Source organism: Thalassotalea crassostreae (assembly GCF_001831495.1).
In the GTDB taxonomy this organism is placed as follows: Bacteria; Pseudomonadota; Gammaproteobacteria; order Enterobacterales; family Alteromonadaceae; genus Thalassotalea_A; species Thalassotalea_A crassostreae.
The window spans coordinates 2,943,707-2,968,498 of the sequence record NZ_CP017689.1 but is presented as its reverse complement, the minus strand read 5'-3'; the positions used below and the strand labels follow the sequence as shown (position 1 = coordinate 2,968,498).

The 24,792-nt window shown below is 37.9% G+C and carries 20 protein-coding genes; 13 read left to right on the top strand and 7 right to left on the bottom strand.

Translation table 11 applies throughout. The features are described 5' to 3' along the window. Positions 1 to 7 precede the first annotated feature (7 nt). Both ispA and LT090_RS12715 read right to left on the bottom strand, forming a co-directional pair. Positions 8 to 898: a (2E,6E)-farnesyl diphosphate synthase gene (gene ispA / locus LT090_RS12720; RefSeq protein ID WP_198360668.1), complete on the bottom strand. Its 891-nt coding sequence runs from the start codon at positions 896 to 898 to the stop codon at positions 8 to 10. Beyond that, positions 895 to 1,143 carry an exodeoxyribonuclease VII small subunit gene (locus tag LT090_RS12715; protein WP_068545795.1) on the bottom strand — a complete coding sequence of 83 codons (249 nt, stop codon included), beginning with the start codon at positions 1,141 to 1,143 and terminating at the stop codon, positions 895 to 897. Before LT090_RS12715 ends, ispA begins: the two co-directional genes overlap by 4 nt. A gap of 223 nt (positions 1,144 to 1,366) precedes the next feature. Between LT090_RS12715 and thiI the strand changes: the two genes are divergently transcribed. Next, a complete protein-coding gene (thiI, locus tag LT090_RS12710) occupies positions 1,367 to 2,830 on the top strand; it encodes a tRNA uracil 4-sulfurtransferase ThiI (protein WP_068545602.1) in 1,464 nt (487 codons plus the stop codon). A 179-nt stretch (positions 2,831 to 3,009) separates the two neighbouring features. After that, a complete protein-coding gene (locus LT090_RS12705; protein ID WP_068545603.1) occupies positions 3,010 to 4,215 on the top strand; it encodes a DUF4382 domain-containing protein in 1,206 nt (401 codons plus the stop codon). Between the two features lie 160 nt (positions 4,216 to 4,375). Here the strand turns inward: LT090_RS12705 and LT090_RS12700 are convergent, their stop codons facing one another. Then, positions 4,376 to 6,025, bottom strand: a complete 1,650-nt coding sequence (locus LT090_RS12700) for a dipeptidyl-peptidase 3 family protein (protein ID WP_068545604.1) — start codon at positions 6,023 to 6,025, stop codon at positions 4,376 to 4,378. Between the two features lie 257 nt (positions 6,026 to 6,282). Here LT090_RS12700 and LT090_RS12695 point away from each other — a divergent pair, with 257 nt between their 5' ends. The 4 genes from LT090_RS12695 (at position 6,283) to phoR (ending at position 10,127) form a co-directional block, all read left to right on the top strand. Continuing rightward, complete coding sequence (locus tag LT090_RS12695) at positions 6,283 to 6,780, top strand: glycine cleavage system transcriptional repressor (protein WP_068545605.1); 498 nt, start codon at positions 6,283 to 6,285, stop codon at positions 6,778 to 6,780. Between the two features lie 231 nt (positions 6,781 to 7,011). Then, positions 7,012 to 7,935, top strand: a complete 924-nt coding sequence (locus LT090_RS12690; protein ID WP_068545606.1) for a porin — start codon at positions 7,012 to 7,014, stop codon at positions 7,933 to 7,935. Between the two features lie 156 nt (positions 7,936 to 8,091). After that, positions 8,092 to 8,784, top strand: a complete 693-nt coding sequence (gene phoB / locus LT090_RS12685) for a phosphate regulon transcriptional regulator PhoB (RefSeq protein WP_068545607.1) — start codon at positions 8,092 to 8,094, stop codon at positions 8,782 to 8,784. Between the two features lie 50 nt (positions 8,785 to 8,834). Further along, positions 8,835 to 10,127 (top strand): phosphate regulon sensor histidine kinase PhoR, encoded by a 1,293-nt coding sequence (phoR, locus tag LT090_RS12680; RefSeq protein WP_068545608.1) that lies wholly within the window; start codon positions 8,835 to 8,837, stop codon positions 10,125 to 10,127. Positions 10,128 to 10,169: 42 nt separating this feature from the next. Here the strand turns inward: phoR and LT090_RS12675 are convergent, their stop codons facing one another. After that, entirely contained in the window at positions 10,170 to 10,499 is a 330-nt protein-coding gene (locus LT090_RS12675) for a phage holin family protein (protein WP_068545609.1), read from the bottom strand. Between the two features lie 67 nt (positions 10,500 to 10,566). Here LT090_RS12675 and rdgC point away from each other — a divergent pair, with 67 nt between their 5' ends. The 4 genes from rdgC to LT090_RS12655 all read left to right on the top strand — a co-directional run bounded on the left by rdgC (position 10,567) and on the right by LT090_RS12655 (position 13,808). Then, positions 10,567 to 11,484, top strand: coding sequence for a recombination-associated protein RdgC (gene rdgC, locus LT090_RS12670; RefSeq protein WP_068545610.1), 918 nt, complete (start codon positions 10,567 to 10,569; stop codon positions 11,482 to 11,484). 158 nt (positions 11,485 to 11,642) lie between these two features. Beyond that, entirely contained in the window at positions 11,643 to 13,073 is a 1,431-nt protein-coding gene (trhP, locus tag LT090_RS12665) for a prephenate-dependent tRNA uridine(34) hydroxylase TrhP (RefSeq protein ID WP_068545611.1), read from the top strand. 25 nt (positions 13,074 to 13,098) lie between these two features. After that, positions 13,099 to 13,356, top strand: a complete 258-nt coding sequence (locus LT090_RS12660) for a YfhL family 4Fe-4S dicluster ferredoxin (protein WP_068545612.1) — start codon at positions 13,099 to 13,101, stop codon at positions 13,354 to 13,356. A gap of 80 nt (positions 13,357 to 13,436) precedes the next feature. Continuing rightward, positions 13,437 to 13,808 (top strand): ribosome recycling factor family protein, encoded by a 372-nt coding sequence (locus LT090_RS12655; RefSeq protein ID WP_068545613.1) that lies wholly within the window; start codon positions 13,437 to 13,439, stop codon positions 13,806 to 13,808. 263 nt (positions 13,809 to 14,071) lie between these two features. Here LT090_RS12655 and LT090_RS12650 read toward each other — a convergent pair whose 3' ends face one another. The 3 genes from LT090_RS12650 to LT090_RS12640 are packed head-to-tail and all read right to left on the bottom strand — an operon-like array spanning position 14,072 to position 18,152. Next, positions 14,072 to 15,586 (bottom strand): sulfatase, encoded by a 1,515-nt coding sequence (locus LT090_RS12650; RefSeq protein WP_068545614.1) that lies wholly within the window; start codon positions 15,584 to 15,586, stop codon positions 14,072 to 14,074. Positions 15,587 to 15,606: 20 nt separating this feature from the next. Next, a complete protein-coding gene (locus LT090_RS12645; protein ID WP_068545615.1) occupies positions 15,607 to 17,103 on the bottom strand; it encodes a sulfatase in 1,497 nt (498 codons plus the stop codon). A 32-nt stretch (positions 17,104 to 17,135) separates the two neighbouring features. Then, a complete protein-coding gene (locus tag LT090_RS12640; protein ID WP_082897093.1) occupies positions 17,136 to 18,152 on the bottom strand; it encodes an aldose epimerase family protein in 1,017 nt (338 codons plus the stop codon). A 554-nt stretch (positions 18,153 to 18,706) separates the two neighbouring features. Here LT090_RS12640 and LT090_RS12635 point away from each other — a divergent pair. The 3 genes from LT090_RS12635 (at position 18,707) to LT090_RS12625 (ending at position 24,754) form a co-directional block, all read left to right on the top strand. Then, positions 18,707 to 21,325, top strand: a complete 2,619-nt coding sequence (locus LT090_RS12635; protein ID WP_068545617.1) for a TonB-dependent receptor — start codon at positions 18,707 to 18,709, stop codon at positions 21,323 to 21,325. Positions 21,326 to 21,435: 110 nt separating this feature from the next. Further along, positions 21,436 to 22,452, top strand: coding sequence for a LacI family DNA-binding transcriptional regulator (locus LT090_RS12630; RefSeq protein ID WP_068545618.1), 1,017 nt, complete (start codon positions 21,436 to 21,438; stop codon positions 22,450 to 22,452). 31 nt (positions 22,453 to 22,483) lie between these two features. Then, a complete protein-coding gene (locus LT090_RS12625; RefSeq protein ID WP_068545619.1) occupies positions 22,484 to 24,754 on the top strand; it encodes a glycoside hydrolase family 3 N-terminal domain-containing protein in 2,271 nt (756 codons plus the stop codon). Positions 24,755 to 24,792: the final 38 nt, after the last annotated feature.

The window sequence follows — 24,792 nt, the reverse complement described above, 5'->3', positions numbered from 1 at the left end:
CTATATTCTAATGGGCACGTTCAATAATAAACGTCGAAAAGTTCGATAAATTGCGTGTATTGTAGGGCAAAGTATCCAAAGTCGAAAGTGCTTGTTTAAATAACTGCTGTTCTTTTTCCATTGCACCTTCTAATCCAAGCAGTGCAGGGTAAGTTGATTTATTACTTTCTAAGTCTGAGCCAGCAGGCTTTCCTAGTGTTTCTTCATTGCTAGTAATGTCGATAATATCATCGTGCACTTGATAGGCTAAACCTATGTCTTCAGCAAATTGCTTTAAATTATTAAACGTCTCTGTAGATAAATCTTCACGACATAATGCTGGCATTAATATCGACGCTTTCAATAATGCACCGGTTTTTAATTTATGAATAAACTGCAACTGTTCTAGCGCAACATGTTTATCCGTCGCAGCCAAATCCATCGCTTGTCCGCCACACATACCATTATAGCCAGCAGCATTACTTAACATTTTGAATAACTGAATGTGACTTTGAGCACTAATAGACTTAAATTGGTGATTTGATAAAATTTCAAACGCTAAGGTTTGTAGACTATCACCTGCCAATATAGCTGTGGCTTCATCGAATTTCTTGTGGCATGTTAGTTGCCCGCGACGCAGATCATCATCATCCATTGCCGGTAAATCATCGTGTAATAATGAATAAGCATGGATACATTCAATTGCCGCCGCAATAGGATCAATATCATCTAGTTCAAGATCAAGCATTTCAGCGGTAGCATAGGCTAAATATGGTCGCATGCGCTTTCCGCCAATTAGCAAACCGTAAGCCATTGCATCATACAGGCGCTGATCGTTCACTTCGATGTTCGCCAGTTGTGCTTTTAAGTAATCATTAATGCGTTGTTGATAAACAGCAAGGTTCTCAAGATTGATCACAATTCTTCGGCCTCACCGTCAAACGGTTCAAGAGTCTGATCATTATTTTTATCGAGCAAAATTTGAATCTTCTGCTCAGCATTGTTGAGTTTGGTTTGGCTAGCTTGCGATAAACCTAGACCGCGCTCGAACAAAGCCATCGACTGCTCTAGAGATAAATCGCCTTGTTCTAGGCTATCAACAATCCCTTCGAGTTCTTGCATTGATTCTTCAAAGCTTTGATTTTCAGGTTTTTTCACAGTCACCGTCCAGAAGGCTTCGCCTTCATTAAGATCTTTATATTTGTAGCGTTTCATCAAGCACTACATCAATTAAGAATTTATAAAGTTATTACATATAGTTCTATTTTAACCTGTAATTCAACTAAGATTAAAGCAGTCATTGCAATATAATTGTGTCGAAATAATTTTCTGTTTCGCTTTATCGTTGTGTATAATGCGCGCAATTCTAAAATAGTTGGTTTTATTAATGAAATTTATCATCAAATTACAGCCGGAAATAACCATTAAGTCACGTCCGGTACGCAAGCGTTTTACTAAAATATTGGATTCAAACGTACGAAATGTATTACGTCGAATTGATGAAAATGTTCGCAGTAAAATGAACTGGGACAATATTGAAGTTACCAGTACTGATCACAGTGAAGAAAATCGTCAGCGCTTAATACAAGGTATTAAATGCATCCCAGGGATCACTCATTTCCTTGAAGTTCAAGAGTTTGAATTCACCGATCTTCACGATATCTTTGAAAAAACGTTATCAGTACACGGAAAAAACATTGAAAATAAAACCTTCTGTGTTCGAGCTAAGCGTGTTGGCGAACATGAGTTTACGTCAATCAAGTTAGAGCAATACGTTGGTGGCGGCTTAAATCAAAGTGTTGAATCAGCAAAAGTTCAACTGAAAAAGCCTGACGTGACGATTCGCCTTGAAGTAAATAAAGAAAAATTATTTATTGTTACAGAGCGCCATAAAGCATTGGGTGGTTTCCCGATCCCAACACAAGAAGATGTGCTATCGCTTATGTCTGGCGGTTTTGATTCAGCAGTATCAAGCTACCAAATGATCAAAAAGGGCGCACGTACGCACTTTTGTTTCTTTAACTTAGGCGGCTCTGCTCATGAGGTTGGTGTTAAACAAGTGAGCTATTACTTGTGGAATAAATTTGGCGCATCACATCGTATCAAATTTTTCGCGGTTGATTTTGAACCGGTAGTCGCTGAAATTTTAGAAAAAGTTGAAAATGGTCAAATGGGCGTCGTGCTAAAACGTATGATGATGCGTGCTGCAGCACAAGTCGCTGACAAAATGGGTATCCAAGCCTTGGTGACAGGTGAAGCGTTAGGTCAGGTTTCAAGTCAAACATTAACCAACTTAAATGTGATTGACCGAGTAACTGAAAAGCTGATCTTACGACCACTAACGGTTTACGATAAGCAAGATATTATTGATATTGCTCGCGAAATTGGCACCGAAGATTTCTCGAAAACTATTCCTGAATATTGCGGCGTAATTTCGAAAAAACCAACGGTAAAAGCAGTTCTATCGAAAATCGAAGCAGAAGAAGCGAACTTCAATTTTGATATTCTAGATAAAGTTGTTGCCGAAACCCGTGTTATGGATGTACGTGACATTGGTAAAGAAACTGAAGAAGAAGTATCAACGGTAAGTGCGGTAGAAACTGTCGACAGCGCGGGTCATGACCAAGTTGTTATTGATATCCGCAGCCCTGAAGAAGAAGATGCTGCGCCACTTGAAATTGATAACATCGAAGTTAAACATATTCCATTTTACAAACTAGCCACTCAGTTTGGCGATTTAGCATCAGACAAGACCTATTTATTGTATTGTGATCGCGGAGTAATGAGTAAATTACAAGCGTTGTACTTACATGATAACGGTTTTGACAACGTCAAGGTTTATCGCCCTTAAGCATTAGAATATCTGCAAAACGTTATCAATATTCTGAAAAATCCCGAATATTCTATTCGGGATTTTTATTTTTATTGTGGTCTTTCTATTTATCTAGATTACAAGTCAAGGTTTCAAGCGAATAGTTCGCGATTATACTAAACTTTACTATACACAAATCATTTTGTAGGAGTTCAATCATGATTCATTCCAAACTTACAACAGTTGCTGTCGCCGTATCTCTTACTCTTGGCCTTAGCCATTGTGGTGGTAGCAGTAATGATGAAGAACTTGCCGAGATTGACGTGCCGTTTTCGCTAGGGATCTCCGATGCCTTTGTTGATGACGCGATGCACGTTGTGATCACTATTGATGAGATTCGGTTAATTCCAGTCAATGATTCTGACGATGACGATGACGATGACGATGATTCAGATGACGATGACTCTCGTGAGACTATCATTATAGATAGTTTCTCTGGTGGAGAAACAGTGTCTATTGACTTGCTGCAATATACTGGTAGTGACCAGTTAACCGTTATTAGTGAAGATGACGATATTGAAGTACCTCTAGGTGCATACCGAATGGAACTTGTTGTGGTAGATGAAAGCTCTTATGTGGTTTTGAAAAACGATGCAAATAACTGTGATGTAGGCGATGATATTTCATTTGCAGAAGGACCAGGCTGTTATGATATTAAGGTGCCAAGCTCGCGTTTACGCTTAGGTAGTTTTGATGTTGTACTTGGTGCAAGTGAAACAGCATCAGGACCTGCTTATACCGTTGAATTCGACTTAACACAGTCGTTAGTCCTGCGCGGCAATGAACCGGCAAAAAATGGTTTTATAATCAAACCACACGGTGTAAGAATTACCGGTAGTACCAGCAGCGGTCACATAGAAGGTGATGTCGACTTAGCGGCTATCTTGGCGTTATCAACCGATTTAGACCCGTTATGTACCGGTGATGTCCATACCGTGTATTTATACCAAGGTGATCAAAGTGAAAATGCCGAAAACTTAGTTGATAACTATGATCCAGATGATGTTGATTTTGATGACTCATTAATGCCTGTTCCTGCAAATGCTGTCGCACCATTTGCTAGTACTTTAGTGGTTATGGATGACGACGATGACGATGATGACGAACAGGATTCTGAGTATGAATATGAGTTTGGTTTTGTCCCTAACGGTGATAGTTTTGATGAACAAGTCGATCCTGAAGATGCAATTTATACTGTAGTATTTGCTTGTAACGTTGGCGATTTATCTCTAAAAGATAACCCGGTGCAATATGATGGCTTGGTTATTCCTAATCCGAAAGAGCAGATGGCTGTTGTTGAAGTGATTACAGGTGAAGAGGTCGAGCAAGATTTCCCTGTCGGAGAAAAGGACGATGATGATTAATCATTGAAGTTATTATTAGTCATTACTGAAGTGATAAGTTGAAACGATAAGTTTAAATAATAAGTTGAATCTATAAATATGAAAGCGCCACTATTTGAGTGTTCCCGAATAAAGGCGCTTTTTAGTTTTTTTAGTTTCTTAGATGTTGTAATTTATTAGATTACAAATCTAAAACCATTTTTCCTTGTTTAAAGACAATATCTACCGGAATATTGGCGCTTTCTAGTTTCGCTAAGTCATCGGCTAAATCTTGACGAACAATCCCCATATCGGCGACTAATTTGTCCACACGTTGGTAATCACCATCACCTTGAATGGTCAGAATTAATTCTGATAGAGAGTCGATGGCCGCAGTCATTTTTTCCATATCAACTTTATAAAAACCTTGCTCGTCTTTAGTAAATGCACCGTTGTCGGCAAAATAATTAAAGCGAACCATATTGGCTTTACCGTGGGCACTTGTTGCACCAAAACGTACTGAGCGGAAAATACCGGTCATAAACGTGGTGTAATAGTCTTTTAACTGACCTTCAGTGATTTCACCTTTTTTCAGTAATTGACGCACCATATAAAGCCCTAAAATATCAGCTTTACCTTCTTCTAATGCTGATGCATGTTCTTTCAATGATTGGCGTACCGTACCTTTGTCATTGATGGTGTTTTTAATACCTAAGCCATGGGCGACTTCGTGAAACATAGTATTGGCAAAAAAGGCAGTAAAGGTAACGTGCTTGCGATCTTCTTCACTAATTAGTTGCTCTGCAATTGGCAACATAATGGTATCGAATTTCGCTCGCATAGCATTTTTTAACTGTAATCTACGAGTACCTTTTTCAAGCTGTACTTGTTCATCATTAGGCAAATTGATTGCAATTGTTTTACTACCGGCATTACTGTGACCAGCGTAATAGATAACATCGTAAGCGTTTAAATCGGCATCAGAGCCTGGCACTTCTTTTTTATATTTTTTCGCTACAGGCAGTTCTTTTTGCAACTCAGGTAAGAAAGCCGCATATTTTGCTAAACGCTCACTCCAGTTTAAATCTTTGATCAGCACATAAGATTCAAAGCCTGAACGGTAACCAAATAACAAGTCTTCATAGGTTTCAATTGGACCGATAACCACATCAATTGGATTAGTCTTTATGTCCATCCAAGCAAAATCAGATGCTTGGTAATCGTCATTGCGCATAGCTTTAGCACGCATATTTAAATAGTTGCCAAACTCTTTATGATCGGCAAAGGTTGCCGCCTTTTCTAATAATAATGCAGCTCGTTCGATTTCTTCACTGAATATTTCGGAATAAGGAATCGAATAAAGCTCACCTTTTTCGTTTCGTCGTACGACTGTGTATAGTGATCTTTTGCCTTCAAAGTCAGCCGCTTCAAATTCTTCTTTGGTCATGTCCGCCGGGTAAAATTGCGCACCATGTGGTTTGTCGTCGACACCTGTTAATAAAGGCTTATCACTATTAAGTCGATCCCAAGGACCGTAATTTATTTCGACAAAACGTCGTGTTTGAGGGTCTTTGATGCTGGCTAAAAATTGTTTTTTATTGTCGCCATAGGCTTGTCGCCAAAACAAATTGTCCATAATTTTTGATGCATCAATTAGTAATGAAAGCATTTGTTTTTGATTATCACTTAAGTGGCTTAGGTCAGCATCTAGAGTGACTTCTTTATATATGCCTAAACGAGGCTGAGCATCAGCAAGTAATTTTGGTTCTTCATTTGCTGTTTTATTGTCGCCACATGCAGTTAGTAGTGAGGTAGCCAGAACGATACCGGCGGCTATTTTGGTAAATTTCATAATTATATATTCATTGTTGTTTATGGTATTGCACAGCGATTCGCTATGGTTGAATAATTTTTCTGTATATCTGTGCAAAAGAGTAGATAATTTTACAGGTGACTGCAAATGATTAATTTTATCAATAAACCGCTAAAAGTCTTTGCGCAATAGTAATTGGTCTGTTATTACTTAAGTAAGTGATTGAAAACACTAGTTGAAGATTAGCGTTCATAACTAGTTTGTCGCAATGTTTAGAATTTGAAAGAGGATGATTTATGAGACACGTAGTAATTTCGATTTTGGGTAAAGATCGTCCTGGTATTGTAGAAAACCTTGCTGGAATTGTTAAGGATCATCATGGTAATTGGCAAACAAGTAGCCTTCGTCATATGTCGGATATTTTTGCCGGTATCGTAGAAATTGCGGTAAGTGATGAACATGCCGAGAAGATGGTGGCAGAGTTAACCGCGATTGATAACCTCAATGTTCAAGTTGAAGTTAGCCAACCAAACGAGCGAGCAGACAATGTGGTTACCCTCGATGTAACCGCGAATGACAGACCAAGTATCGTTGCTGAAATATCTGCCATAATCCATAAAAATGGTGGCAATTTAGTTAAGTTAGTGTCGACGCAAGTATCTGCAGCCGATTCTGCTCAGCTTTTATTTAAAGCCCACGCAAAGATTGCAGTGGAAAATAGCGAACAAGTTGATGTGTTGGTCGAAGCCTTGGAGACGATTTCAGACGATCTGATGGTAGATATTGAAACTTAGGGTAAATCTTCACAGATATCGATATAGAAATACACAAAATAAGCGACCTATTTAGGTCGTTTTTTTTGAATAAATTACAAGAATTCTCTTTTCTGCTAGGCTCTAAATTGACGTTAAACATTTAAGTTAACGAAAATAACAAAAAAAATTTACTTGTCATAAAACTGTAATACTTTACTGGCAGACTAGCGTCAACTTAAATACTTATTATAAATTTACAGGGTAAATACTATGAACTTAGTTAAAACTTCAATTGCACTTTCTATGGTTGCGGCATTTTCTGCACCAGTAATGGCAAATGACGAAATCAATTTTTACGGTAAAGCAAATGTTGGTATTCAAATTGCTGATGAAGGCGATGGCGCTTTCTCTGAAGTAAAATCTAATGCATCTCGCTTAGGTGCTGCTGGTGGTTTAAAAGTTGATGACTCACTTTCAGTTGTTTATAAAGTTGAAGTGCAAATCGATATGGATGGCGAAAGTGACGACAACGTTACTGCTCGTAATCAATATGTAGGACTAAAAGGCAATTTTGGTGAAGTACTACTTGGTAAAAACGATAGCGTAATGAAGCAGTCGTCATCAAAACTAGACATTTTCAACGATTATGAAGCCGACCTTAAGGTTCTTTGGAAAGGTGAAAACCGTGTTGATGAATCAATAACATATAAATCACCTAAGTTTAATAACTTCCAACTTGGTGTTACTTACGCAACAGAAAGTGATGCTGACCAAGATGCAGGTATTTCTACAGCATTAACTTGGGGCGATCAGAAACTATCAAAATCTAAGTATTACGCGGCAATTGCAGCTGATAGTGAAATGAATGGTTATGATGCTGTACGATTTACCGCTGGTGCTAAATTTGGTGACTTGAAATTAGGTGCGATGGTTCACACTCAAGAAAATGTTGATACCGGTGAAGAACTTGACGGTTTCTTTGTAAGTGCAGCATACAAAATCAATGACTTCACTATCAAAGGCCAAGTGCAAACTGGTGAAGTAGATGGCGGCGATGAGAATACTGGTGTTAGCGGTGGTGTTGATTATGCTTTAGCAAAGAACGCAACAATTTTTGCTTTCTATACAGCATTTGATTTCGATACTAACGGCGAAAAAGATTACTTTGCAACGGGTATTGAATACAAGTTCTAAGTAATTGATAGAAATAAAATAAAACAGGCTGCTATCTTTAGCAGCCTGTTTTGTTTATGGTATTTAAAAATGCATTTATTATGGTTATTGTCATTAAACTGTCACATTGTTTGGGCATCATAACCATGAATATTTCACCATGAGTCGGAAATTAAGATGAATCGACAAATTTTAGTCGTTGAAGACGAAGCACCCATTCGAGAAATGATAGCTTTTGTACTTGAGCAAAATGGCTTTAATGTAATTGAAGCTGAAGATTTTGAGCAAGCTAAAGAAAAGCTTGTTGATCCTCTGCCTGATCTTGTATTACTAGATTGGATGTTACCTGGTGGCAGCGGTATTCAAATTGCGAAAGAAATTAAACGCCAAGAGTATACTAAAAATATCCCTATCATTATGTTGACGGCTCGCGCGGATGAAGACGATAAAGTAAAAGGTTTTGAAGTTGGCGTCGATGATTACGTGACTAAACCATTTTCACCTAAAGAGTTAATCGCCCGCATCAAAGCTGTGATTAGACGAGTGGTACCTACTGCACTAGAAGAAGTGATTGAGTGTAAAGGCATGGCCTTAGATCCACAATCACATCGTGTCAGTATTGACGATGTTGCTTTGGATTTAGGACCGACCGAATTTAAGATGTTACATTTCTTTTTAACACATCAAGATCGAGTTTATTCACGCGAACAATTGCTCGATAATGTTTGGGGACGCAATGTTTATGTGGAAGATAGAACTGTCGATGTGCATATCAGACGTTTAAGAAAAGCAATTGCTGGTAAAGGTCATGAAGAGTTTGTGCAAACGGTTCGTGGCGCTGGCTATCGCTTTTCTACGAAAACAGCATAGTAATCAACTAATTCACAATAGCTAATACCATTAACTAATTTTATAAAACTATGACCAATCAATTAACTAAATCGATATATATTCAATTTATAGCGATTATCATAAGTGCCTTAATCGGTGTTTATTTTGATCTACTATGGATGTGCTTAGCGGCTACGTCATTGATTTTATTGGTTGGTAATTTAAACCAATTGTTGCAATTAAGTACCTGGTTGCAGAATAAAAGGTTGCCAAGCCCACCGTCAGTTAATAGTGCATGGCAAACAATTTATGATGGTTTTTTTAAACGCGTAGAGCGCCATAGGGAAAAGCGTAAAGAACTCAATTTTCATATTCGAAAATTCCGTGAAGGTGCCGAATCTTTACCTGATGCCACGGTAGTACTAGGTCCTGAGTTTCGTATTGAATGGTCAAATACTAATGCCAAATTATTGTTAGGTATTTCGTGGCCAAAAGATAGTGGTAAAAAACTAATTAAGGCGATAAATAGCCCTGAGTTACAGGAGTTTTTATTAACATCGACGTTTTCCGAAGTGCCAAGTATTTTTGTTTACTCAACTGAGCATCAAGAATTGGAAATGCGTTTTACCACCTACGGTGAAAAACAGTTTTTGCTCATGGTTCGTGATGTGAGTCAATTAAAGCGTATTGAAAAAATGCGTAGAGACTTTGTTGCTAACGTTTCCCATGAATTGAAAACGCCGCTCACTGTAATGCGCGGCTATGTTGAGATCCTCAGCGATGATGACGGCTTACCTGAGATTTGGAAAAGTTCTTTCTCTGCGGTGGAACAACAAGTCTCGCGCATGGATCGTTTAGTAGAACAGTTGTTAACTTTGTCGAGAACTGAAATTCACGGTGAGCAGGAGAATCGACAACGCATTAATGTGGCTAAGCTGATCAATCGAATTGTTGAAGAGAATAGTTGGCTGATTAATGAGAAACGACATAATATCGTTGTTGATGTCGACAAGCGAGTATCACTTTGGGGCATTGAAGTTGATATTAAAAGTGCATTTACCAATTTGATAGTTAATGCGGTCAACTATACCCAAGCGAAAGGCAAGATTGTAATCAGTTGGCGAAAAGCTGGTGAGCAATGCATCTTTAGTGTTCAAGATAACGGCTGCGGCATACTCGATAGTGATATTGATCGATTAACCGAGCGTTTTTATCGAGTTGATAAATCACGCTCTCGTAATACTGGTGGTTCGGGTCTTGGCCTTGCTATTGTGAAGCATGTAGCGAATTTGCATAATGCTCGTTTAGTTATCGATAGTGACTATGGCAAAGGCAGTAACTTCCGCCTTATCTTCGACGCAAAAGACAGTTATGTTCAGTAATTGAAACAGTCTTTCAATTAAATGTCTTAATTACCATTAGTGCTAATGAAATATTGCTGTTAGCACAATATTTATCAAAGAAATAATACACGCCGCAATAAAAGTCGTTTTTAAGCTTTTAATCTCAAAATCATCAATAAACTGGTCTGTTAGCCACAACATAAACGCATTTATCACCAGCAAAAATATACCAAAAGTTAATATAATCATTGGCATAGCGAAAAATACTAAGATCCACCATAAAAATAGGTCAACAACCGAATAGACAATGGCAACGACAATAGCGGTGCCAAAGCTTTTTAAACGAATACCATCCATCAATCGAGAAACTAAAAAAATAGATATACTTAACAGTATTAGCTTGGTTATCATAAGCGCCTTAAAAAATTAATTATTATCATCGATAGATACTCTAATCGGTTAGCCAAGGAATTTCACCATGTGGTTTAAAAATTTATATATTTTTGCATTTACCCGCCCATTTACGCAAAACGAAGAAGAGCTTGAAAAGGCATTACAAGAACATGTCTTTGCACCATGTGGTAAAACAGAATTATCACGTTTTGGTTGGAGCACTGCCCTTGGTAAACATGGTGAGCGCTTATTACACCATGCCAACGGATGTTTCTTAATCAACGCTCGTAAAGAAGAGAAAATTTTACCTGCATCAGTGGTTAAAGAACAGTTAGAAGAAAAAATTTCTCAGCTTGAACATGAGCATAGTCGTAAAGCAACAAAGAAAGAAAAAGAACAATTCAAAGAAGACATCACTTTTGAGTTATTACCTCGTGCATTTTCTCGTATCAATGATACCCAAGGCTATATTTGCCCAGAGAAAAATATTATCGTCATTAACACCAGTTCACGCGGCAAAGCAGAAGACTTTTTAGCCTTATTGCGTAAATGTTTAGGTTCATTGCCAGTAACGAGTTTCACCCCAGATGCTGGCGCTGAAACTACGATGACGAATTGGTTATTAGAGCAAACATTGCCTGAGCGTTTCACTATCGGTTTTGAAGGTGAGATTAAAGCGATGGGTGAAGATGCCGCAGTTCTTAAATGTAAAAACCAAGATTTATTATCCGATGAAATCTTAGCGCATTTAGGCGACAAGCAAGTGGTTAAAATTGCCTTCGATTGGGACCAAACATTATCTTGTATCCTAACCGATGAACTTAGTGTAAAACGCGTTAAGTTCCACGACAGCGTATATGAGCAAAACGAAGATATTCCAAAAGACGACATGATGGTAAAAATCGATGCTGACTTTACCTTAATGACCGGTGAAATAAACCGTTTTGTTGACGATATGTTAGCGCAATTCGAATTAGCGACAAATTCTTACCTGGAAAGTTAAAACTTTAAAAATCATAAGTTTTTGATTTTTAAATAGTAAATAAAGTGCATTACACATGGTTACAACTGTTAACTTGATGTGTATTGCACTTTTTTTTTGAACCATTAAAATACCGCAACTTTCAAATATCCTTACAGTTTATAAGGTTGGTACTTATTATGTTTACACCGGAATTATTATCTCCTGCTGGTAGTCTTAAAAACATGCGTTATGCATTCGCCTACGGTGCTGATGCTGTGTATGCCGGACAGCCGCGTTATTCTCTGCGTGTACGTAATAACGAGTTTAACCTTGCCAACTTAGAAATCGGCATCAATGAAGCTCATGAGTTAGGTAAAAAGCTTTATGTAGTGAGCAACATCTCACCTCATAACTCGAAGCTGAAAACCTATTTACGTGATATTGAACCTGTTGTTCAAATGAAACCTGACGCGCTTATTATGAGCGATCCTGGTCTGATCATGATGATCCGTGAAGCTTACCCAGATATGCCTATTCATTTGTCAGTACAAGCGAATGCTGTGAACTGGGCGACAGTAAAATTTTGGCATCAACAAGGGGTAGAACGAGTAATTTTATCTCGCGAATTGTCTTTAGACGAAATTGAAGAAATTCGCATGCGTGTACCGGAAATGGAATTAGAAGTATTTGTTCACGGTGCATTATGTATGGCTTATTCAGGCCGTTGTCTATTATCGGGTTACATTAATAAGCGCGATCCAAACCAAGGTACATGCACGAACTCATGTCGCTGGTCATACAATGCTCACGATGCTAAAGAAAATGAGCATGGTGATATCATTGCAGTACAACCGCAACAACAGATTGTTGGTAGCGAAGAGCCTACTATTTGGACACCAGAAACGCCGCAGCAAGAAGAGTTTAAGCCAACTGACGAAGTGTATCTTTTACAAGAACAAGGTCGTCCTGGTGAGTATATGCCGGCATTTGAAGATGAACATGGCACATACATTATGAACTCAAAAGATTTACGCGCAATTGAGCATGTTGAACGTTTAGTGAAAATGGGTGTGCACTCATTGAAAATCGAAGGTCGTACTAAGTCGTTTTACTACTGTGCACGTACTGCGCAAATTTATAAGCAAGCAATGAAAGATGCCGTCGAAGGACGCAGCTTCAACGAGCGTTTAAAGCTTGATCTTGAACACTTAGCAAGTCGTGGTTATACCGAAGGTTTCCTTTCTCGTCACCGTCACGATGGCTTGCAAAATTTTGACTATGGTTACTCTAAGTCAGATTCTCAGCAATTTGTTGGTGAGGTATTAGGTCGTACGGAAGATGGATTAATTGAAATCGAGGTGAAGAACAAGTTCTTAACTGGCGATTATATTGAATTGATGACACCGAACGGCAATATCAGCTTTACCCTAGATTACATGCAAAACCGTAAAGGTGAAGAAGTCACTGACGCTAAAGGCTCAGGCCATTTTGTGCAAATTAAACTAGATACAGAGCTTGATTTAGAGTTTGGTATTATCATGCGCTATTTAAACGACGGTGAGAATACCCGACATCCGTTTGCGCAAAACCAAACTGCAGATAAAACAGATAGCAAAGCAAACGTTTAACCTTGGCTTTACGGAATAATTTATCATGGCTTTGAAAATATTAGACACTTGCATCAACTGCGATATGTGTGATCCTGAATGCCCAAATGAAGCAATTTATATGGGCGATGAGATCTATGAAATTGATGCCGATAAATGTACTGAGTGTGTCGGTCATTATGAAAAGCCACAATGTGTCATTGCCTGTCCAATCGATTGTATTAAGCCTGATCCTAATCATGTCGAGTCAGAAGAAGACTTACTGGTTAAATGCTACGAAATGCATGGCATTCCGCAGGGCTAATTTAAGCCCTAAAAGCCAATAATTGAGTCACTCAGTTTATTTGATATACTAACTACTTTCATTTTTAATCGAGCTAATTGATGTTGAAAGTCCATCACATTTTATTGCCTTCATTTTTGCGCAAATCAATGCGTGCCTATGAGCTTAAGGCTTTGATCCGTGAAACCGGTTGTGAGCTAAGCCGGATAGGGCGTTCACGTAATTGGCGATTAAGCGCGACTCGTGATCAAATGACCGAAATTATTAGCGGTCTTGAACAAGTATCAGAGCCCACATGGGCATGGCTTATCAAATTGATTGAACAACAACGTGGTCAGTTTACCGAAAAAGAAATTTATGCATTTGTTGTTCGTAACCCTAGCATCAGTGTCAATGAACTAGTGAAGTTAGCAAATTGCACAATAGCTGAAGCGCGAAAGGCAATAGATGAATATGAATGGCACGACGATTAAGTATTAAAAATTGATTTCTTGAACTAGTTTTAAGAGCTGTAAGGGCGTCTTATAACTGCCATTTTTCGTCAGATACTTAAGTAGTAATAGAAAAAATTAACCACGTCAATTCGGCTAACATCTGCATGAATATATAGAAGGTAGAGTGAAGCAGGATACCAAAACCAAGGTCACTGCTAGACTCTTATTGATACTATGTAGATTTGGGCTGCAGGAAATCTAGCCCAAACCATATTGAAAAGTACTTTATGAAAAGCTGGAAATTACCATTTAAATTTACCGTCAGTATTTTCTAACTTTTCTCCTGCTTTGGGAATATCCCATTTCATCTTATCACCGGGCTTACGATATTGTGCGTTTGCATCAATTAACCAGCTATTTAATTGCTTAGACAATGTTTTTACTTTTTCTGGGTGTTTATCAGCAAGGTTTACCAGTTCTTCTTTATCTGAAACTAAATGAAATAATTCAAATAAATTTTCATCGTACCAGTGGATAAGCTTCCATTCACCGTCGATAATAGCAGAGCTATTTCTATCACCGGTGGCTCCTGGACGTGCTATTGGAGAATGAAAATACATCGCCGGTCGTTTCACCTCTTTTCCTTTTAGAGCGTTCATATAGCTGACGCCATCTAAATGGTCTTGTGGACTTAAAGGTAGACTGCCCATTTCAAGCATTGTAGGGAAGTGATCAGAATTCATTACCTGTGTTTGGCTAACTGAACCAGCTTTGATTTTTCCCGGCCATTTTATTATGAAAGGCACTCTAATACCACCGTCATATAGCCAGCCTTTTCCTTGTCTATAAGGTAGATTAGAAGTGGCTAATTCTCTTGTATTTGGTCCTCTAGATGATAGGCCACCATGATCAGAAGTAAACATAATAATGGTATTATCAGTTAATTTTAAACTTTCTAATTTTTTTAATACTTTACCAACACTTTTGTCGACAGATCCAACCATTGCAGCATAGACTGGATGGTTCTGTTTTGTTTTGTATTGTGAAATACCATCGCCGCTGTCAATAATGTCATATGTTTCTTTTTTACTTGCAGCCTTTACCCCCATATTGTCTAGCTTATTTTTATAATATTCGACATCTTTTGGGTGGGCTTGTATAGGGGTATGTACTGAGTAGTGCGAAAGTACCATTAAAAAAGGTTTATCTTTATTACGTTCAAGAAAAGACTCTGCTTCTTGAGCCAATCGATCAGTTATATATTCACCTTTTGTTCCTTTAATATGAGCAAAAGTTTCTTTACCATTTTTTGATCTAGCGCCCCAAGGGTAAAAATAATTGTCAGGCGCACCGGCAGAGCCTGCAAGCATATTTTCTTCAAAGCCTTGGTGTTCTGGCCAGCCGCCATCTGATTTTCCTAAGTGCCATTTACCAATATATCCGGTGTGATATCCAGCATTTTGGAAATGCTCAGCAAATGTTACGTTTTCAGGAGGTAAAAAATGTTTACGATTTATTAATTCACTTCCTAGTCTTGTTGGCGCCATTCCGCTTAGCAATGCTATTCGTGAAGGAACGCAGCGTGGGTGGGCAACATAAGCATTATCGAATCGCATCCCTTCCATTGCGAGTTGATCAATATTGGGAGTTTCATATAGCTTACTGCCATATAATGAAAGATCTTGGCGCCCCATATCATCGGAAATAATCATTATGATATTTGGTTTTGTTTCTATGCTTAAATCATTTGCTTTACTATAAGCAAAAATTGCAGTACCAATCACCATTAATAGGCTGACTGCAGATAGTAATTTCATTTTGAACCCCATATTATTTATTATTCCAATTCTTTAATGCGAGTTTGAGCTTTTTTAACAGCATCATCTAGCTTCCACTTTAAATTAATTCTTATTCCTTCAAGGGGAACTTTGTCAGCAAGGTTGTTTAATTCCTCAGGATCATTTTCATGATCGTAAAGCTCTGCCCCGAAAAGACCATTACCCCACTCGGTATAACGATAACGTGTTGTTCGAATGGAGTGGCCGCGTATTTTTTTATAAGAAAACTCCCTGTTCTCTCCTTTGACCCTACTGAGTATTGCGGAATAAGCACTGTTTCTCACGCTAATAGAAACATCATCTAAACTCGGAGTTAGATCTAAGCCTTGTAAGTACTGCGGAGCATTTAGTTTGGCAAGCTTCGTTAAAGTAGGGTAAAGGTCCACTAGTTCTACTGGAGTCTCAACTGTACCGCCGTTATCTTGTGCATTTGGGGCGTAAATTATTAATGGTGTACGAGCCGAACCTTCAAATAAACTGCCTTTTTGCCATAAATCATGTTGACCTAATTCATAACCGTGATCAGATAAAAATACTACAATAGTGTTGTCCGATAAACCTTGCTGTTCTAGAGCATCAATAACCCTACCAATTTGAGCATCAACATATGATATTGCAGCGTAATAGCCTTGGATAATTTTCTTTCTTTGCTGCAGTGTAAGTGTTTTTTGATATGGACGGTCAGTTAACGCGATTTTAGGAATGTCATTACGATCATTTTTAGGTGCAATGTAAGGCGTAATTTTATCTAATGGATAAAGATCGAAATACTTTTTCGGAGCGACAAATGGGGTATGAGGACGATAAAAACCCACACCTAAAAAGAAAGGTTTTCCAGTTTTGTTAGGGTGATGCTTAGATATTAAATCTATGGCAGCACTAGCAACTTTGCCATCGGTATGCTCTTCATCTTCGCTCTTTATTGATAAAAAGCTTAAAACACCACCAAATGATTGCCTTGCTAAAGCGTCTGGATTGAAAGCTTGTATTTTATCTTCTACAAATTTATCTAGCCCTATTGGGTTGATAACTTTGTCCCAAGATATTGCATCGTCAGCGCCATCAGTACCTATTTGATTAGGTACACCTTGATGATAAATTTTCCCCACTCTTGCTGAAAAATATCCCTGTTCTTTAAATAACTGAGGCAAAGTAACTACGTTAGGAATATGATCTCGAAAGTTAGATGTTAAACGCGTATGAGAGGCATGAGCAATAACACCTGTTTGATCAGGGTAAAGACCGGTCATAAAACTTGCACGACTGGGTGTACACATTGGTGATTGGCTATATGCCTTGTTAAATAACACTCCTTTTTTCGCGATGGAGTCAATATTAGGGCTTATCACCAATGGGTGACCGTATGCTCCTAAGTCGTTATTCATATCATCTACAGTAATAAACAAAATATTGGGTTTGATAGCTTCTTTGGCTATAGATGAAAAACAAATAGCTAACATAAAAATGCCCACTAATAGAAACTGGATAAACTGCATTATATTTCCTGAATACTTAATAAATATAAGTTCTAATTTTCGTTGATATCAATCTTTATTGACCATTGCCATTGCTCGCCAGGCAACAGTTCTATAAGCCCATAACGGGAATTCAACGAGTTTTGTGCACCTACCCATGGTTCAGGAGAAATAAACCCGAATGCTTCACTAGCCCACATGTTGTATTCAATTACAGGTTGTTTCGGCCAGTGTGTGGCAAAGTGAGAAATATCAACATTTAAACCACTTGAATCTAAAAGTGTGACTTTTTTGTCATCACCACAGTCTGTTAATGAAATAGACTTCCTTTCTGGAAGATCTTTCATTGATTTAATGCCTATTAATTGGTTCGAGGTTAGATTTCCTGTTGGGAACCCCTGACTATTTCGTTCGACTCTTTGCTGGCACGGCGTTGAAAATTTAAAGTCATTTATAGACGAAGTATTTAATAGAGGGGCATTAAATGTAATATGGTTGCCTATTGAAAAAGGCATTGATGATGTATTCGCTGCTTTTGCAAATATATTATACTGAATCAAAAGCTGTCGATCTCTTAATTCATACTTAACATCCACCTTAAAACCAAAAGGAAATTGTTTTTGGGTTTCAGCAGTGTCTTCTATACTGAGTGCAATGCTATTATGATTTTTGTTCAGCAATCGCCAATGTAAATTTTGGGCAAAGCCATGAAATGGCATGCTATAGATATGTTTATTAACTTTATATTGACCGCGTTTAACTCCTTTTTTGGAAAGCCCATCTAGCGTCGTAGCCCCCGTCGCAGGCCACAACAAAGGAGCTTTTCCACGCCAGCCTTTTTTCGGGATATAGTCTTTACCTTTATAAAGCAATTCATGCCATTCATTTAAATGCTTTACTTCAATGCTTGCTAGTTCCCCCCCCGCTTTTGGAGACACTGCAATAGATACGTTTTCGTTTGATAAACTTAATAAGTCAGATTGATATGAATAAGATGTATTCGCATGTAATGCTCCCCATGAAAGCATACCAATTGTGCATAATTGCTTTATCTTCCCTTTAGAAAACATGACTAGTTATCAACCTTTTTATAATAAACAGAATAATACTGTAGCAATCCAGACTAAAAATGTAAACGTTATATGTTTTGATTTTTTTGGTTGTTTTGTGCTGGTTTTGAGCTGTTCTTGTAAGTTATTTATAGATGTAAACGTTCTTTTGTGTTTGTTGGTTTGACTGTTTCAAATGATAGCGATGAAAACACTAACAAATAACTTAAAAGTATTAAGTTATTAATAATAATACTGCATTAAAGTGGACTGTTAATCTTAAGTTATACGCAGAAATTAGTTCAGATATAGGCCAGAAATAATTGTATTAATAAACTTTCGCTATTTATTGTAAACGTTTACATAAAAATAAATTAGCATCTTCTTTGTCTTTGTAAGTTGTTGATTATTATGCTTAAAATGGTTGTCTGTGTGCCTTGTTTTATTGTAAACGTTATAATTGGGAGTTGACTTTAGCTTTTGTTGCTTATAATTTAACCGTCTAGTAACAATAATGTTACATAAAAATAATAAAAATAATCATATAAAAGAAGAAACAAACAATAGGGGATAGCATGAAAACTGTTTTTACAACAAGAACATTGTTAAATGTAAGTATTATGGCTGTTTTATACGGCACCACTTCTTTTGCTGTTAAAGCTGAAGAGAACAGTGCTGAAAAGGTAGCTGACGGTATCGAAGTTATTGAAGTGTCAGGTACAAGAGCAAGCTTGAAACGCGCTTTGAATGCAAAACGTTTTTCTGATCAAGTTATGGATGGCATATCAGCTGAAGATATCGGTAAACTGCCGGACAACAATGTAGCAGAAGCTTTATCACGCGTAAGTGGCGTTTCATTAAATAGAGCCGATGGAGAAGGAGAATTCGTAAGTATACGTGGCATGGCGCCAGGGTTAAACTTAGTAACTTTAAATGGACAGACTATGTCTTCTTCAAGTAATGGTAGCGGTAATCCCGGAGATTTTGGTGGCAGTAGAGGTTTTGACTTAAATGCGATTGGATCTGAAATGGTCAGTGCATTAGAGGTATTTAAAAGTCCAACAGCGAGCATGATTGAAGGTGCAATTGGTGGCACAGTTAACCTTAAAACTCGTCGAGCTATTGAGGTAGGTGATAAGCTTAATATTGCAGTTAAAGGTACTTATGATGATACTGCCGATGAATATGGTTCTGGCGCTAGTGCTTTTTTAGGAACAGTTAATAGCAGTGAAACATTTGGAGTTTTAGCTTCTTTAAACTATTTTGATCGTACAACACAGCGTAATAGCTGGGAAAGTCGCGGTTGGACTCAAAAGCCTCTTTCTACTTATGTTGACGGCCTTGATCCTAATGCTGATGAAGATGTTTGGTTAATTGAAGATATTCGTTCAAATTTTCGTAATGATGATCGTGAGCGATTAAGTGGTAATGTAAGTTTTCAATGGCTGCCAGCAGAAAATATTGACGTTAATTTAGGTGGCTTCTTTTCTAATCAAGAAAGGACATTCATGTCAACTAACTGGGATGTAGATATAGGTAAGTCGAATCCTAAGTTTGCCGCAGACTCAGTGGTTGTTGATAATGGAAATTTAGTTTCTGGCCAGTTCACCTCTAAAGCAAAATTTGAAGAAAGTGGTTTTGAGCGTTTATATGATGATAAATCATCAGCAATAAATTTAACCGTGGATATTGAGCAAGGTAACTGGATGTTCACACCTGCCGCTGGATTTAGCTCGTCAGAAAGTCAACTCGATTGGTTATGGGGAATTTTTCGCTCTAACTTAACTCAAGGAGCAGTTGGATTCGAACTTCCTAATGGTAGTTATAGTCCTGTAGTAAACTATGATCAAAATGAGCCTAATATATTGCCCGAAAATATGGCTATGAACCAGGTTCAGTTCCGTCATATGCTAGTTGAAGAAGATAAAAACTTTGCTCAATTTGATGTGGATTATGACCTAGAACATGACTTCTTTAGCAGTATTGAGTTAGGTGTTCGTGTCAGTAGTGCTGAGCGTTCGCTTGATTATCAAAATACAAAATATAAAGCTAAGCCTGCGCCAAGTTATAGCGATTACCACATTCCAGTGAGTGTTGACGGAATGTTAAGCGAAGCGCCGGTAAGTTCTTGGGATAGACCTGACTTTGATAAACTTGAAGCTGATTTTAGCCAGTATGACACAAAAACTGTAGATCCATCAAAAGAATGGTCAATAGAAGAAGATATCCTTGCATTCTATGTTCAAGCTAACTTTAACGGAGAGCTTTTTGGTAAAGCCGTAACGGGTAATATTGGTGTGCGCCAAGTAGAAACTAACAATGATATAATGGGGTATCAATTACCTGAATCAGGAGAGGTGTTAGCTCGTAAAGTATCTAATGATTACAACGATACCCTACCAAGCGCTAACTTCAATATCACGATGTCGGAAGACGTTATAGTCCGTCTTGCCGCAGCCAAAGTAATGTCTAGACCTGACTATGCAAAACTTTCACCGACTCTCAAAGAAGACGTTAACTCTCCAGGTGATTTTAATGGAGGAAATCCTGAGCTAGAACCATATCGAGCAAATACTTTTGATGTAAGTGCTGAGTGGTACTTTAATCCTGAAGGACTATTGTCACTGGGCTTATTTTATAAAGATGTTGAGTCATTTGTTACTACGGCGACAGAGGATGGATTAATAGATCCTGACGTAAATGATGGCCAGCCATACTCGTTAAAGCAACCAATTAATGGTGAAGGTGCGACCGTAGAAGGCTTTGAATTTAGCTACCAACAGGCATTTAATAACGGCTTTGGTGTTGTATTGAACTACACATATAACGATAGTGACTCTACAGATATTAACCCAGACACTGGTGAAACATTACCTTTACTTGGTTTATCGGAAGATACCTATAATATCATTGCCTATTATGACAAGGCAGGTATAAATTTCCGCTTAGCATATAACTATCGTAGCGCATATTATGATAAGTTTGCTGCAACGAGTGAAGCTCACTTTATTGATGACTTTGGTCAACTAGACTTTGGTGCTAGCTATGTTATTTTAGATAACCTAACAGTATCATTTAATGCGACTAATATAACGGATGAAGTATCAGAAGAGTATGTAGGTAATTCTTCTCGTGGTTATGCCGTTAGACAAAATGGCAGTCGTTATGAACTAGGAATGGCGTATAAGTTTTAAAAGTATGACTTCTCAGGTGCATTTGTTATGTACCTGAGAAGTAGAGTACTATATTCGAAGTTTAGAATTGTTCATTACGTTGAATTAGCGTAGGTATATAGAGTTTACACATGGAAAAAGTAAATATTAAAAGTGTTGCGATTAAGTCTGGAGTATCAATCGCGACAGTTTCACGCGTATTAAACAATAAAGCTAATGTAAAGGAGGAAATAAAACAAAGAGTTTTAAATACAATTGAAGAAACAGGATATCAACGCAATTTTCAGGCAAGTGGTTTGCGAGCAAACCAATCTTTTAGTTTTACATTATTATATTCTGATCCAAGCCCTAGTTACGTTACTCAATTACAAAAAGGAGCTTTAGCTGAGTGCGAACGACAACATTATAGTTTGACCATATATCCTTGCGATCATCGACAAGATGATTTTTTAAAGAAGATTCACAGGTTAGTCTGCCATACAAAAAGCGATGGGCTGATCATTGCCCCACCTATTTGTGATAACCAAGACGTTATCAATTTGCTTGATGAAAAAAAAATACCTTACGCAAGAATTTCTCCATTTCAAGTCCAATCTGACCTGCCAAGTGTTTTGTGTGATGATTTTTCGGCCGCTTATAAAATGGCTAGTTACTTGATCTCTCTTGGCCATGAACGAATCGCTTTTATAAGAGGTACTGAAGGGCATAGTGCAAGCTTGAATCGTTTGAATGGATATCTAAAAGCGTTGAAGGAAAATGGTATTCCTGCAAACGATGATTATATCGAGCAGGGCGCTTTTTCTTTTGAGTCAGGAGAGCAATGTACACGTCGATTATTGCGTAAAAAAAATCGGCCTACTGCGATATTTGCTTGTAATGATGAAATGGCAGCAGGGGTAATGAAAGTTGCTCGTCAAATGAACATAGAAATACCCGTTGATTTGTCTGTTGCAGGTTTTGATGACGATCCCATTGCTCGCCATATGTGGCCAGCGTTAACCACAATTAAACAGCCTATCTCAGCTCTAGCTTCGGAAGCTGTCCGGATGTTAATTAATCATAACACTGAACTATCAGAGAAGAGTTCACAGTCAGATTTTGACTGTGAGTTAGTAATAAGAGAGTCGACATCAACTTGTCGAAGATAAAAATTTCCAATAAATAATTAGGCATAAAACTATGTATTATAAACTGAAAACATTCAGTGTTGGCCTTATTTTGCTTGCATTTCAAGCTAATGCCAATACAGACGTTGACAAAAGAATTCAAAAATTACTTAACTCTATGACAATAGAAGAAAAAGTAGGGCAAATGACTCAGTTAGATGTGCGTCAGGTAACCAACACTAGCCCTGAAGGCTTTGCAGTTTTAGATAAAGAAAAGCTATCTACTATCATTCACAAGTATAAAACAGGCTCTATTTTAAATGCGGCGGGTAAGCCCATGTCGATTTCACAGTGGCATACGCTGATTAGTGGCATTCAAGATGAAGCTTTAACAACATCTAATAAAATACCTGTGCTTTACGGTATCGATGCTATTCATGGTGTTACATATACCACAGGTTCAACTTTATTCCCTCACAATATTGGTATTGCCGCCAGTATGAATAATCAGTTAGGAGAAGACATTGCTCGTGCAACTGCAATGGAAACTCGCGCATCTGGTATTCGCTGGAACTTTGATCCGGTATTAGATTTGGCTCGCCAACCTTTGTGGTCTCGATTTGAAGAAACCTTTGGCGAAGATCCTTATGTTACCCAAGAAATGGGAGTAGGGATGATTAAAGCATATGAAGAAGGCGGCTTAGATAAACCTACCGCTGTTGCATCTACAATGAAACATTTTGTTGGTTACTCTGCTCCGACAAATGGTAAAGACCGTACACCAGCCATTATTTCAGATAAAGACTTGTGGGAATATTATTTACCACAATTTGAAGCGGCGATAGAAGCTGGCTCTTCAACTATTATGATTAACTCAGCATCTATTAACGGTGTGCCAGTGCATGCAAGTAAGCACCTTTTAGATACCGTACTAAGGAAAAAGCTAGGATTTGAAGGCTTAGTCTTAACTGACTGGGAGGATATTATCCGTTTACATACTCGCCATAAAGTCGCTAAAACTCCTCGCGAGGCAGTAAAAATTGCGATTAATGCTGGTATTGATATGAGTATGGTACCGAATGAAATGTCATTTTTTGAGCATTTAACTGATTTAGTTAAATCGGGTGAAATTTCTGAGCAACGAATAGATAAATCAGTTGCCATTATATTACGACTGAAGTTCCGTCTAGGTTTATTTGAAAATCCTTACCCTGAAAAAGAAGCAATTAAAAATTTTGCAAAGCCAGAATTTAAGCAATTAGCATTAGAGGCCGCTCGAGACAGTATGACACTGTTGAAAAATGAAAGCTTGGTAAAAAATGGAGCAGCTACTTTGCCATTAAGTATCGATAGCAAAGTACTTGTTGCAGGTCCAGGTGCTCATAATTTAGGACCTTTACACGGTTCTTGGTCATATTCATGGCAAGGCAGTAATGAAGAGCGCTATCCAGAAAGCACTAAAACGTTAATTGAAGCATTTGCTGATCGAGTAGGCGCAGATAACCTTTCCACTTTTGCTTTTGAAGGGTACAACAACTTAGCAAATTATGATGTCGATGGGCTCGCTAAAGCGGCTCAGTCTGTAGATTATATTATTCTTGCTTTAGGTGAACGTTCATATGCTGAATCTCCAGGTGCTCTAGATGATTTAACATTAGATAAAAATCAAATAAAACTAGCACAAGCCGCTATATTAACCGGTAAGCCTGTTATTTTGGTTCTGATTGAAGGTCGACCTCGTATTATTCGAGAAATAGAACCTGGCATGAAAGCGATATTAAATGCTTACCGACCTGGTAGCGAGGGTGCTCAAGCAATTGTTGAGACGCTTTATGGTGATAATAACCCTGCAGGCGTTTTACCTTTCTCTTATCCCCAGTTTACAGGAGATTATAGTCCATATGACCGTAACTTCTTAACGGATGTGCAGCAGCTTCAAGTCACTGGTGAAAGCTATAACGGCTATAAACCTCAATGGCCGTTTGGTCATGGTTTGAGTTATAGCACCTTTGAATATTCTGATTTAACACTAAGCGATGATAATGTGGCTATTGACGATGATCTGTTAGTTTCTGTCAATATTAAAAATACCAGTAAAGTTGCTGGCGAACATGTTGTGCAATTATATGTTAGTGACTTATATGCAAGTGAAAGCCCTGCCGTAAAACGCTTAAAGCGTTACCAGCGAATTTCATTAAAGCCAGGAGAGTCGAAAAAAGTCTCTTTTACATTAGACACTGATGATTTACGTTTTGTAAATAGCTCATTAGAAAGAGTTGTTGAAGCCGGTGATTTTGAAGTGATGTTAGGTACATTAAAGAAAAAGTTTACTTTCGTTGATTAATTAACCCTAGGTAGGCTATTTCAATGTAGGGATAGCCA